This window comes from Pedobacter agri PB92, assembly GCF_000258495.1.
GTDB lineage: Bacteria > Bacteroidota > Bacteroidia > Sphingobacteriales > Sphingobacteriaceae > Pedobacter > Pedobacter agri.
In genome coordinates this window covers 25,109-37,911 of record NZ_AJLG01000025.1, presented here as the reverse complement: position 1 = coordinate 37,911, position 12,803 = coordinate 25,109, and the positions used below count along the sequence as shown (strand labels likewise).

Here is a 12,803-nt window from a genome sequence, read left to right as displayed (position 1 = left end):
AATTGAGATCAAAGGCTTACCTAAACTCACCGAAGTTGGAAATTCTCTAACCATGCAATAGTTTCAATGTCCAAATCGTTGGTAGGCTCATCCAACAATAAAATATCCGGATTGCCAAATAGAGCTTGAGCCAATAACACACGTACTTTTTGTGTATTATCCAGTTCCTTCAATAATTTATAGTGGTTATCTTCAGTAATACCTAAGTTGCTTAACATGGTTGCCGCGTTGCTTTCCATGTTCCAGCCATCCATTTCAGCAAAAAGATTTTCCAACTCTCCGGCACGTTCACCATCTTTTTCGGTAAAATCTTCTTTCATGTAAATGGCATCTTTCTCTTTCATAATGGCATAAAGTTCTTTATGGCCAATCATAACAGTTTCCAATACCGAAAACTCATCGAATTCGTAGTGGTTTTGTTTTAAAACCGCCATTCTTTCTCCTGGAGTAAAGGCTACGCTACCTGAAGTTTGGCTTACTTCTCCCGATAAAATTTTAAGGAAAGTAGATTTACCTGCGCCATTAGCCCCAATTACACCGTAGCAGTTGCCCTGGGTAAATTTTAAGTTAACATCTTCAAATAATGTGCGTTTGCCGTATCGTAAAGATAAATTAGAAACTGAAATCATATTAAATAGAAATAAGCCGCAAAGATAGGCAAAAAGGTTGAGGGTAAAAAGGTAGAAGGCAAAAGGTATGGGATTAATAATTTGAAAATGATCGTTCAGTATCTTTTGGCAATTGTAGTCCCGCTTTCACTTCAATCTTTTTGTTGTCGTCAGTTTGAGTTTGTTGAAGACTGCAACAAAAAGTATTTCCGTTCAATCGGGTTTATTTAACCATGGTTTGTGCTTTTGGCTAGAAAGACAACCCAAAGTACTATTTTGGCTAAAGCCAATTTGGCAAATGTTTTTATCCGTTGGTTGAAAACCAATGGTAATGAATCGCGTTAGGTTTAATGATTTAAAACCAATGGCAATGATAAGCCATTGCCTGTACATTTAACCCTTTCATTGCCGTCTGCTTCAGCTGACGGAATTCTTTTTAATTTTATCATTCATGCAAATGTTAACAGATCTCTTAGAAAAACCAGTTGGTAAAATAGAAGTGGAGCAGTTGGCCGCAAAAACTTCGGCGCAAACTTTTTCTGCCAAAGATTTAATCGATTTAAGTTTTCATCATGATGAACAAATTGGCTTCCGGGCTGCGTGGATTTTAGAACGTGTTTATTCCAATCATCAGGAGCGGTTTTTGCCTCATGCCACCTATTTCCTCCAAAAACTTCCGTTGCAACAAAATCTTTCTGCGTTACGCCATTACGTTAAAATTCTGGCTTTTATCACCAACAAAAAAACATCACCTGAAATTAAAGTCATCATAACAGATTTTGAAACTGACACGATTGTAGAAGTTGTTTTCGCTTGGTTAATTGATGAGCATGTTCCTGTTGCGGTAAAATCTCACTGCTTAAACATTTTAGCCAACCTCATATCTAAACATAACTGGATTAAAGAAGAATTAATTGATACAATGGAGTTTCTGTTAGATAAAGAAAGTATCGCTTTTTTTGCGAAGGTTAAACAGATCAGGAAACAGCTTAAGGTAAAAAGCTAAGAGTTTAAAGTGAAAAAGTGCCAGGAGTGGAGGAAATGTTTCGAAGTTTAAATTCGGTTTTCCGCGTAAATGTCTGCTTTTGCTTTTTTCTGCTGGCAAGACATTAAAACGTCAAATCTTTTTGTTTAAGACGTTTTATCAAGTGCTTTCAACTTTAATCTTTTTGCTTTTGACTATTTTTACAAAATGAGCAATTATGAAATCGTATCTCAGGTTATAAAAGAGCGACGCAGTATTTTTCCTGCCAGTTATATTAAAAAAGAAATTCCTGTTGAGGTAATTAATCAAATTTTAGAAACTGCGAATTACGCACCCACGCATAAGCTAACACAGCCTTGGCGGTTTACCGTGATCAGGAAAGCCGGCTTAGGAAAACTTGGTGAAGAACTTGGAAGATTATATAAAAATCTTGTATCGCCACAAAATTTCCTTCAGAAAAAATATGATAGTTTCGCTGAGAAAACGGAGCAGGCAGATTGCATTATCGCTATTAATATGGTCGTAACTGGTAAAATCCCGGAATGGGAGGAATTGGCTGCTGTTTCTTGTGCGGTACAAAATATGGCACTTACTGCCGAGAGTTTAAAAGTTGGAGCTTATTGGAGTTCGCCGCCACTAATTCACGATTTGGGCGGATTTTTAGGCCTGGCAGAAAATGAAAAATGTATTGGCCTCTTTTACATGGGCTACCACAACGAAAAACCCTGGACACCCAACCGAACCTCAATTGAAGAAAAGGTAAATTGGATTGAGGAGTAGCTCAGGCACCCATCATCGTTCGGAAATAATCATCATTCATTTTTACCGCAGCGAAGTGGAGAAATCTTTGTAATTACACAACCTATTTTAAAGGATTTCCCGACTTCGCTCGAAATGACGACTTTCGCACAGACCATTTTATTTTCAATATCAGCTAAATTTTTTCTTAATAACCATGTTTACTTTAAAAAATCAATTATTTCAGCTTTGCTTTACTCTTATTCAAAATAGGATAGAAAATATTGAATATTCTATGTTACAAGCCAGGCAAGCTTCTAACGATGATACCAAAAGCAGTGCTGGTGATAAGTATGAAACCACCCGTGAAATGATGCAGCAGGAAATGGATAGGAATAGCAAATTACTTTATGAGGCTGGGCAACAGAAAATCGCGTTGCAACAAATAGAAAACGTGGATGCTGCCAAAGAGGTTAAAAATGGCAGTTTGATTTTAACATCAAATGGAAATTTCTATATCAGTATTAGTGCAGGTGAGCTAAATGTAGATGGAGAAAAGTTTATCGCAGTATCTCAAGCTGCACCGATAGGGCGAGCCTTTCTCAATGCAAAGGTTGGAGATGAATTAAGTTTTAATGGAAATAAATATCTGGTAAAGGAAATTTTATAGATTTCACCTCTAAACTTTTAATTTTTAACAGTGTGGATTACATAGTTAAATAACACAACGGCATTCTATTTTATACCAAGTCTTTCAGCAAAGGCAGGAATTAAATAAGCTTTCAGTTCTGAGAAAGGAATAAAAACCACAATCTGCCCTTGTGCATAACTTGCTACCTCATAAGGATTATACATAAATGCCAATCCATTTCTATTGAAATAAAAGTTGTTATTAGGTTTCAGAAAGTTATCAAATAATACTTTATTTAATTGATCTTGCGGCTTAATATTGTATTGCTTTCTTAAGTTCTGCTCCAACAATTTTTGCAGGGAATTGGAATCAATTTTAACCACATCATTCAACACCATCTGTTTTTTGTTTTTTACATCGAGACAGAACATGGTGCTGGCATAATTTCCATGAGCACCACCAGTGTATGCATCTGTAAGATAGTCTACCACAACAAATCCATTTTCATTGTAAACAATGCTCTGCTGACTATCATCTGTATAATTCATCCAGGCTTCAAAACCACGGTCAGGCCCATCTTTTTGTTGCTTGGAGATTTGTTGTTTGTAATCGGCGAAATATGTTGAGGCCATTTTTTTAAAACCAGCTTCCCGATTTACATTTCCAGATTTTATTCCAGAAATACTCTTAAGCTGACCATTTAGCCAATTTCCAGCATCATCAGTTGATTTGGCCTGTAAGTACTCAAAACTAATGGTTGCCTGTGGCGATTTTTCCCGTTCAGCAAATGCTTTTACAGAGTCGGTATAAACACCTGTGATAAATTGGTAACTTCCTTCAGGATATTTCTCCGTTAACTGGATTGGGAAATTCTTTGTCCCCTTACCATCAGACCATGTTCCTTTGAAGCCATTTCCTGTCCATTTCAGCGCTAAATGATTTTGCTTGGCGTCCTGGTCAAAGTAATAATCGTAAAAGCTATTTTCAAATAAAACGAGGCTGTCTTTGCCCACCAAAGTATCAGTCGATAAATTTAACCATGGGCCATCGTAGTGATAATTGCCATCGTATTCACCTTCTAGTTTTTGCAAATTCATTACTACTGCCTTTCCGGCAATGGTACCTTCCAACCTTTTATAAAAATTTGCTGGCAATTCTGTTAAGGTAGCGGAAGTGCTATCCGAAGTTTCTTCAGTACTTTGGTTATTTTTTGAATTGGTACATGAAGCGAGAATTAAAAAACTTAAAAGTGTAAGATGGATATATTTTCTCATGATCATTTGCAAAGATATTCCCTTATTTTACAGATGAAACTATGATTTTGTTTTATTAAAGCTCTTGTTAATACTGTAATATAGGTTTTTGGCAGAGTACCTTCCCGGATCAATAATTCTGCGAATGGTGTACAGCGGATAGTTTTCATCACGGGCAGTAGATAAGATAAATGCTGCTTTAAAGCCATGTTCTTTTAACTTATGCAAATTCGCAGCCTTGAAAACACCATAGGGATAGGCAAAATACTCAACTTTTTTTCCAGTGATTTCTTCTAATTTTTTTGTGGGTTCATCTATCTGGGTTTTCCAGTCTTCATCTTTAAACTGAGCAAAATTTTTATGATCATAAGTATGACTTGCAATTGTATTGCCTTCATCAGCCAGCTGTTTGATGTTTTCTTTGGTCATGTAATTGATCCTTCCTTTTCTGCCAATAGAAACCGTCATGATAAAATAGACCCCTTTAAAGCCATACTTTTTTAAAGTGGTGTTGCCGACTGTAAACTGATCCATATCGGTATCATCAAATGTAATCATAATCGGTTTTTCGGGTAATTTAGCGCCATAAACCAGGTAATCATAAAGCTGGTCGGGTAAGATGGTATGGTAACCGCTATCAGCCAGCATCTTAATATGATCTCTGAATTTGTCTGGAGAAATGATGTCATCGCCTGCTCGCTTACTGTCACTAGCCAAAGCATTTCTAATTTGGTGGTAGCATAAAACAGGAACTTCTTTGCGTGCCAGAATGGTTTTGGCATCAGCTGGTTTTCTTTGTGATGTATCTGTTTTTAGGGTAGTGGTCGTTGTATCTTCAGTGTTTTTTTCTGTCGCTGTTTGATGGCCACAAGCGGAAATCAATAAGCCTAAAAATAAGATAAACGTGAGGGGGTGGGGCGCTGCTTTTAAATTTTTGTTCAATTTGTTATCAATTATTTCACCAAAGATACTGCGTTTTCAGATAAAATAAAGTCTTTTTCAAAGGTGTCCCATTGTTTTGGTGATATCCCTGATTTTAGTGCATTCCGTTTAAAAAAGCTATAATCTGTCGCTTCTGCTTTGGCCATTAAGCAGGTATTTAAAAATTTAAACATTTGCTTTTCTCCGATGATTTGCTCAAGGCCCCTCAGTAAAAACGGGCCATAGCTGTAGCGATAAGTGCCAGAAATATCGTTCATATCTATGATTGTGTTTAAAGGTTTTGCCTTGAAGTTTTTAAGCTGTTTGCCTCTATCCTGAAAATATTTCGTAGCAAATATTTTCCCGAATTTTTCTTCGCTGGCTTTTACTGATAAATACTCTGCGGTAGATTCCAGAAAAAACCAAAATAATGTTGAATTGGGTTGCAACACATTTCCAAAGTAATAATGGCCGATTTCATGGGCAATAAATGGATAATCTGTAGAATCTTTCAGTTGAGGTTTTTGATTATCAATCATGTCACCAAGCTTAATACCTGCAAAAGCAATTGTTGGAAAAGCAACGAAGCCCCAGCTGCGGCCTTTATTAAATTTTTCTACTGGTTCATGTTCTATAAAGACGTTTTTAGTATTGTAAGGGATTTTGAGATTTTTAGAGAAATAAGCTTTCATTTCAGCAATATTCTGTTCAAAAACAGATAGCTGTCTTTGATTCATATTGGTATTTAAAAATAAGGCGCCATCCGTTTTCTGTACACCATAATCGCCAACAAATAACATAGGGGCAATGGCAATATCAGATTTAAACCTTCCAGCTGGCCCAGACTGAGGTAAATCGCCATTTACAAAAATGGTTTTGGCACCCTTAGCACTTACCTGAATATTAAAGGTAACCTGCTCAATCAGCCGATCGTTTTTGATATCGTAAATAATTGGATACCATTTCGATTGATCAGCAGCTCGCATGGTTTTACCATTGAAAGCGATCAAACCTTTAAAATCTATAAAGTTTAACGTGTCAGTATAAATGGGGAAGGCGCCGGTATACAAAATATGGAGCCGCTTCGGATTCACCATCGTACTATCTTTAAATAGTGGTGCATAGGTTAAACCTTCGCCACGCATTGCCCCGCCGTAAAAACCAGAATATTTCAAGGTATTGTTGTCAACATCTTTAATCGCTTTAATATTGAATCCTTTATTCAAAACAATCTGATAATCTTTACCCAGATTTGGGATTTTGCTTAATGTAAAATCACAGGTAATCTGACCGGTTTTCATATCAATATCAACCTGGCCGTTAAGATGCGGTATTTGAGCAGATGCTATTCCTGAAATTAATGAAAGGATGAAGAAGGCAATTTTTCTCATGTCGTTTTTTGTTTAAAAAAGGAAAACCCCAGACAGTGCCGGGGTTTTGAGTATTTAAAAGCTGTTTTTAATGCTGTTGCTTAAAGTCTTTGGACTCCAGTAACCGCTGGCAATAATTCTGCGAATGGTGAATAATGGGTCTTTTTCGTCGCGTTTAGTAGATAGTTGATAAGCCATTCTAAAACCACGTTTTTTCAATTCAGGAATTCCTTCTGCGTTCCATAAACCGAATGGATAAGCAAATTCAGTCATTTTTTTGCCGGTTATTTCTTCCAGTCTTTTCGTTGGTTTGTCTAATTGTTCTTCCCAATCCTTGCCGGTGTATTTTTTAAAGTTTTTGTGGTCATAAGTATGTGATCCGATTACATTGCCTTCATCAGAAAGTTGTTTAATCTGATCGCTGCTCATATAATCTACAAATTTTCCTTTTTTGCCGATAGATACAGTCATAATAAAATACACTGCTTTATAACCCAGTTTTTTTAATGTTGGGTTTACAATAGTGAACTGGTCCAGGTCGGTATCATCGAAAGTAAGCATAATTGGTTTGCTTGGTAGTGCTGCTCCGGTATTTAAATAGGCATACAGCTGATCAGGCAAAATGGTATGATAGCCACTATCAGCCAACATTTTCATTTGGTCTTTAAAGTTTTGGATCTCTACAATATAATCTTTACCCACCTTGCCATCTGTAGGTTTCCAGTTCCTTACCTGGTGGTAGCATAAAATAGGTACCTGCTTTCTGGCCAGAATGGTCTTGGCATCAGCCACTTTAATTTTCGAAATATCTACAGGCGCTGAGGTGTTCTCTGCTGTTTTAGTTACCTGTCCGGTTGAATCGGTTCCATCGGTATTCCCGGTTTGAGAGTTGGATTGACAGCTGGTGAATAAAATAATGCCAGCAGCTATAATAGTAAGTAATTTGTATTTCATAGTATTTTAATTGCTACAAAACTATAAATTCTGGCAATTTATTATACACCCAATAAACTGGTGTTGATAAATAATTCAACCCTTAAAAATTTGATAAGCTAACTGTTTTATTACAATCTCCACCTATCATAATCAGCTTTTATTAAATAATTTAGCGCCTCAAACCAATTTTGATGAACAAACTTTACAAACTTTTTCTTTGTGCGCCGTTTCTATCCCTAACTGTTGCTGCACAAAATAAAACCTTTACGCTAACTGAAAATATCCAGGCGCAACCAAAGGCAAATTATCAACTTGCTTCGCGATTTTCTCCAAATAAATTAAAGAAAATGGTTTATTCCACCTCGGTTGATCCACATTGGCTGAAATTGAGTAATCGTTTTTGGTACACTTTTGAAAGTCCGAAAGGGAAATTTTGGTACCTGGTAGATCCGAATGCAAAAACAAAAAAGTTGATGTTCGATAACGCGAAAATTGCTGCTGGTATCACCTTAGCAGTTCGCGATCCCTTTGATGCAGAACATCTGCCTTTAGAAAACTTAAAGTTTGCTGCTGATGAAAAGAGTATTTCTTTTGAAGTGAAAAGCACAATTGATGAAGTAAAGCCTGACCGCAAGGATAAAAAAGCTGCCGATTCACTACAGAAAAAAATTTTCTCTTTCAAATATGACCTCGCTACAGCAAAGTTAACTGAAGTGCCAAATTTTAGTAAGCCTAAACCGAAACCAAGCTGGGGTTCAGTTGCTCCTGATTCATCTGCCATCATCTTTTCACGCAATTATAATTTGTATTGGATGGATAAAGAGAACTACAAAAAAGCGGTTAAAAATGAAGAAGACAGCACCATTGTAGAACATCAACTCACCAAAGATGGCATAAAATTTTATTCTTATGGAAGTGATGGTGATGGCGAGAATAATGTTGAGAATGAAAAAAATAATAAGAAGCGCCGCGGTGCCTATGTACTTTGGTCGCCTAACTCCAGATACTTCGTATTAGATCGTACTGACTCCCGTAAGGTTAAAGATTTATGGGTAATTAATAGTGTTACTGCTGGCCGACCAACTTTAGAAACGTACAAATATCAAATGCCAGGTGAGGCCGAAGCACCACAAGACGAAATTTTGCTTTTTGATTTCCCGGCAAAGTCTTACAAAAAATTAAATATATCTGCATTTAAAGATCAAAGCATTGGCGTCTGGGGTAAACCTTCATTAGCTAAAGATCGTGATAATGAATTTCGTCCTTCGATTTGGTTAGGCGATGATAGCAGATTTTATTTTTCGCGTACCAGCCGCGATTTAAAACGCATTGATATTGGTACAATTGATATTGCTACAAGCAAAGTGACTCCACTCATTGATGAGCGCTTCAATACTTACGTAGAGGTAAATCGCCCGGGATTGATCAATAATGGAAAAGAATTGATTCATTGGAGCGAGCGTGATGGCTGGGCTCATTTCTATCTTTTTGATGGGAACGGAAAGCTTAAAAACCAAATAACCAAAGGTTCTTTTCATTGCGAAAGTATTGTAAATATCGATGAGAAAAACCGAGTGCTTTATTTCACCGCAAATGGCAGGGAAGGCAAAGAAGATCCTTATTATTTACATCTGTATAGCATCAATTTTGATGGCTCGAATATGAAGCTGTTAAACGCTGGCAATTTCGATCATGCAGTGAGTATGAATGACAATAACAGCTTTTTTGTAGATAATTATTCAAGGGTAAATACGGCGCCAAAATCTACTTTGTATGACAAAAATGGTCATAAAGTAATGGAATTGGAAGCTACTGATCTTTCCTTACTAACGGCTGCAGGTTACAAGTTTCCGGAGCCTTTTACTGTGAAGGCTGATGATGGCGTAACTGATTTGTATGGCGTAATGTACAAGCCTTTTGATTTCGACCCAAACAAGAAATATCCTATTATTGAGTACGTTTATCCTGGCCCACAAACGGAAGCTGTAAACAAAGCTTTTAGTAAGAGCATGGACCGTACAGAACGTTTAGCACAGTTTGGCTACATTGTAATCACCGTAGGTAACCGTGGTGGAAATCCATCACGTTCTAAATGGTACCATACTTACGGTTACGGAAACCTGCGTGATTACGGATTGGCCGATAAGAAAACTGCAATTGAGCAATTGGCCTCAAAATACAGTTACATTGATGATACTAAAGTGGGTATTACTGGTCACTCAGGTGGTGGTTTCATGTCTACCGCGGCGATGTTGGTTTACCCAAACTTTTTTAAAGCTGCAGTTTCTAACGCCGGAAATCATGATAACAGTATCTATAACCGTTGGTGGAGTGAAAAACATCATGGCGTGAAAGAAGTTATTTCATTAAAAGGCGATACATCATTTAAATACAGCATCGATAAAAATCCTGATTTGGCCAAAAATCTGAAAGGGCACTTACTATTAATGCATGGCGATGTAGATAACAATGTGCATCCGGCAAATTCGATTCGTGTAGCGAATGCCTTAATGAAAGCCGGAAAACGTTTTGATTTTTTGATTATACCAGGGCAGCGACATGGGTTTGGCGATATGACAGAATATGCTTTCTGGAAATTGGCTGATCACTTCAACAAATATTTAATTGGAGATTTCTCAAGTCCGGAAGATGTCGATTTGTTGGAAATGGATCGCGATATCGAAAAGACCGGAAAGTAAATTCTTTTCAAATTTTAGTAATGATTACAGCGAAGGCTTGCATTTTAACGCAAGCCTTCGCTGTTTTGGGTTTTAAAAATTGTTCAAGTTTAAAATCTCAATGCGGTAAGCTGATTGGTAGTTATATGCTTTTATTTTGATCAATAAGTTGTACCATACTTTTGTTAAACAAAGATAGGCTGGTGTCTAAAGAAGCAAAAAAAACCTTATCCGCATTTTCTACTTCAACAAGTCCTTTTTGCAGCACATTTTCACCATCAGGAGTAAGACGAATTGTTTTTGCTCTGGTGTCAGTTTCGTGTTCTTGTCGCGTTACAAAACCTTTCTCCTGTAATGTTCGTAGAACCTTTGAAACCATCATTCTATCGGTATTACTCTGGTTTGCGATGTCAATTTGTGTAACTTCCTTATTTGTTTTTGAAAGCCAGCCCAACGCAGCAAGCAATACAAATTGTGTTTGTGTCAAATCCAATGGATCTAACACTTTCTTTAATTTACGTTGCCAGAGCATGGTAAGCTGTCCGAGCAAATAACCCGGACTATCATTCGGAGTTTTAAACTGAAATTCTATTTCGTTAGCCATTTTGATGGTGAAGCATTTTTGATGAAATTAACTCAAAATCTTTTTGATTGATTTCAAAGAAACCAAATCGAAATGGATAACCCCAACTTTTTTTATTAGGGATAAAATCTAAATCATCTATCAGCGGAAGAATTGAAACATTCTTACATTCAAAAAAATCAATTTCGCGTCTGGATGGATAAAAATCTGCAGACACTTTAACTGTATAAGTTTCTTCAGTTCTTACTGTTCCGATGGCTGTAAATTCCTGACATTTGTCTGGTTTCCCCATCGTTTGCTTTCCAGAATAATAGATTACGAAATCTCCTTTTTTCATTCGCTGTAAAGGCGAAGATTTTCCGTGGCACGCCTGAGCAATCCCTTGTGCTATACCTACTTTGACATGATCTTTAGAAGCCACAATGATCCAATTTTTTACTGTACGATCAGCCATCACGAGCCTTTTAAATGGTTTCCAGAAAAGTAATCACATAGCCGTCGGGATCTTTTACCATTATCGTCCTGCCAAAAGGCGTATTATTAATATTCCCAATCAATGTTACTTCTTTAGCGATCAGTTGGTTTTGTAAATCATCAATGTTCCCATCAATAGCAAACCAAAGCGACGTACCAATACCTAATTCTTTTCCTTCGATATCTCCGATAGGTGTCCTTATTGCGAAACTAGCTTCACCTTTATTATAAGTGAAAACACAGGCATAAGGATTACTCATTTCAGAAACTTCAAACCCTAGTTTCTCTGTATAAAATACTTTCGATATCGCTAAATCTCTAACCTGAAGCGATGCAAATTCTAATCTTCTCATGATAAATTATTTTGTTGTCGCAAATATAGTAATCACGACAACAATATAAGTGTTTTTCTTTTTTTTATTTTTTGCCTCAATAGTTGGATATTTTTTTTCCAGGCTAGAAGAAAACGGTAATAAATAAAAGAAAAAAAATGTTCTTGCGAAAAGGATTAAGACAAAATCCTTCAGGGTAAATTTAAGTTTCCTCAAGCAAAGCCTTATGTTTTTCTCCCCAGTTTTCTAAGGCTTTAATAATTGGTTTTAATTCATAACCTATGGCTGTAAGTTCATATTCTACCCGTGGCGGAACTTCTGCATAAACCGTTCTGGAAATAATTTTATTTTCTTCCAATTTACGCAGTTGAAGCGTTAACATTCGTTCGGTTATATTGGGCAAATTCTTTTTTAATTCACTAAATCTTAATTTCCCCTCCAGTAGCCAGGAGCAAATTACCAATGTCCACTGGCCGCCGATGATATTAGATGCATAAGCTTCAGGGCATTCATCTGCCAGTGCTTGCTTGTTGGCGAAATTGGTCGATGTTTCCTTAATCTCAGTCATACTTACATTTTATATAGTACATTACAACAGGCTGTTGATATACCAAAGCTACTGCAGGGGCATTACTTTTGTTTCAAATAATTTAAAATTTTGATAAAATGCAAACATTAATAATTGTTACTCATCCAGATATTGATAGCTCTTTGGTAAACAAAAGATGGATTGAAGCACTGCGAAAGTTTCCTGATCAATATGTAGTGCACCAGCTCCACCAGACCTATCCTGATGGAAAAATAGATGTTAAGGCAGAACAAAAGCTGATGGAAAAATATGATAAAATCGTGTTTCAGTTTCCTTATTATTGGTTTAACAGTCCGTGGTTATTAAAGAAATGGTTTGATGAAGTTTTAACACATGGCTGGGCCTACGGAAGTAAAAGCGGCTATCCACTATCCGGAAAAAAAATTGCGCTGGCAATTTCACTGGGTGTTGGTGAAGATGAACTTCGTCCTTCGGGAATCTATAAATATCCTTTAAAAGAACTTACCCGCCCGTTTGAGCTCAGCTTAGAATACGTGAAAGCAGATTACCGGCCGTTCTTCGCCTACTATGGAATAGAATATCATTCCACGCCAGCATACATTGAAAAAAGTGTTCCGCTATATTTGGAATTTTTGAAAGCTTTATAAGCTGAATACTATCATTATTCCTTTGCATCTTTTAAAACCGGAAGAAAGTGTGCGCTTCTAATATCAAACATTTGGTTTTCTCTAATGTTATTTTAAT

At 36.7% G+C, this 12,803-nt stretch carries 13 protein-coding genes and 1 pseudogene; 5 read left to right on the top strand and 9 right to left on the bottom strand.

Going from position 1 to position 12,803, the window contains the following annotated elements:
* Positions 1-38: 38 nt before the first annotated feature.
* Positions 39-629, bottom strand: a pseudogene (locus ON09_RS05815) (ATP-binding cassette domain-containing protein); the annotation flags it as partial.
* Between the two features lie 436 nt (positions 630-1,065).
* Between ON09_RS05815 and ON09_RS05810 the strand changes: the two are divergent.
* The 3 genes from ON09_RS05810 to ON09_RS05800 all read left to right on the top strand — a co-directional run bounded on the left by ON09_RS05810 (position 1,066) and on the right by ON09_RS05800 (position 3,001).
* Complete coding sequence (locus ON09_RS05810) at positions 1,066-1,614, top strand: hypothetical protein (RefSeq protein ID WP_029204142.1); 549 nt, start codon at positions 1,066-1,068, stop codon at positions 1,612-1,614.
* Positions 1,615-1,800: 186 nt separating this feature from the next.
* Entirely contained in the window at positions 1,801-2,373 is a 573-nt protein-coding gene (locus ON09_RS05805) for a nitroreductase family protein (RefSeq protein ID WP_010600119.1), read from the top strand.
* Positions 2,374-2,548: 175 nt separating this feature from the next.
* The gene (locus ON09_RS05800; protein WP_010600118.1) at positions 2,549-3,001 is read left to right on the top strand and encodes a hypothetical protein; all 453 of its coding nucleotides are present in this window, start codon (positions 2,549-2,551) and stop codon (positions 2,999-3,001) included.
* Between the two features lie 65 nt (positions 3,002-3,066).
* Here ON09_RS05800 and ON09_RS05795 read toward each other — a convergent pair whose 3' ends face one another.
* Genes ON09_RS05795 through ON09_RS05780 form a run of 4 tightly spaced genes read right to left on the bottom strand, consistent with a single transcriptional unit; the run spans position 3,067 to position 7,460 of the window.
* Positions 3,067-4,236: a DUF3298 and DUF4163 domain-containing protein gene (locus ON09_RS05795; RefSeq protein ID WP_039841932.1), complete on the bottom strand. Its 1,170-nt coding sequence runs from the start codon at positions 4,234-4,236 to the stop codon at positions 3,067-3,069.
* A 39-nt stretch (positions 4,237-4,275) separates the two neighbouring features.
* Positions 4,276-5,157, bottom strand: a complete 882-nt coding sequence (locus ON09_RS05790) for a polysaccharide deacetylase family protein (protein ID WP_010600116.1) — start codon at positions 5,155-5,157, stop codon at positions 4,276-4,278.
* A gap of 11 nt (positions 5,158-5,168) precedes the next feature.
* Entirely contained in the window at positions 5,169-6,527 is a 1,359-nt protein-coding gene (locus tag ON09_RS05785; protein ID WP_010600115.1) for a M1 family aminopeptidase, read from the bottom strand.
* 54 nt (positions 6,528-6,581) lie between these two features.
* Positions 6,582-7,460: a polysaccharide deacetylase family protein gene (locus ON09_RS05780; RefSeq protein WP_010600114.1), complete on the bottom strand. Its 879-nt coding sequence runs from the start codon at positions 7,458-7,460 to the stop codon at positions 6,582-6,584.
* A gap of 173 nt (positions 7,461-7,633) precedes the next feature.
* Here ON09_RS05780 and ON09_RS05775 point away from each other — a divergent pair, with 173 nt between their 5' ends.
* Complete coding sequence (locus ON09_RS05775) at positions 7,634-10,141, top strand: S9 family peptidase (protein WP_010600113.1); 2,508 nt, start codon at positions 7,634-7,636, stop codon at positions 10,139-10,141.
* A gap of 121 nt (positions 10,142-10,262) precedes the next feature.
* On the opposite strand, the gene ON09_RS05770 is transcribed toward ON09_RS05775, so the two are convergent.
* The 4 genes from ON09_RS05770 to ON09_RS05750 all read right to left on the bottom strand — a co-directional run bounded on the left by ON09_RS05770 (position 10,263) and on the right by ON09_RS05750 (position 12,077).
* On the bottom strand, positions 10,263-10,724 hold the full coding sequence (locus ON09_RS05770; protein WP_010600112.1) for a MarR family winged helix-turn-helix transcriptional regulator: 462 nt from the start codon (positions 10,722-10,724) through the stop codon (positions 10,263-10,265).
* The gene (locus ON09_RS05765; RefSeq protein ID WP_010600111.1) at positions 10,717-11,157 is read right to left on the bottom strand and encodes an EVE domain-containing protein; all 441 of its coding nucleotides are present in this window, start codon (positions 11,155-11,157) and stop codon (positions 10,717-10,719) included. Before ON09_RS05765 ends, ON09_RS05770 begins: the two co-directional genes overlap by 8 nt.
* A 10-nt stretch (positions 11,158-11,167) precedes the next feature.
* Positions 11,168-11,530 carry a VOC family protein gene (locus tag ON09_RS05760; protein WP_010600110.1) on the bottom strand — a complete coding sequence of 121 codons (363 nt, stop codon included), beginning with the start codon at positions 11,528-11,530 and terminating at the stop codon, positions 11,168-11,170.
* A gap of 181 nt (positions 11,531-11,711) precedes the next feature.
* Positions 11,712-12,077: a winged helix-turn-helix transcriptional regulator gene (locus ON09_RS05750; protein WP_010600108.1), complete on the bottom strand. Its 366-nt coding sequence runs from the start codon at positions 12,075-12,077 to the stop codon at positions 11,712-11,714.
* 98 nt (positions 12,078-12,175) lie between these two features.
* Here ON09_RS05750 and ON09_RS05745 point away from each other — a divergent pair, with 98 nt between their 5' ends.
* Positions 12,176-12,706, top strand: coding sequence for an NAD(P)H-dependent oxidoreductase (locus ON09_RS05745; RefSeq protein WP_010600107.1), 531 nt, complete (start codon positions 12,176-12,178; stop codon positions 12,704-12,706).
* The last annotated feature ends 97 nt before the right edge of the window (positions 12,707-12,803 follow it).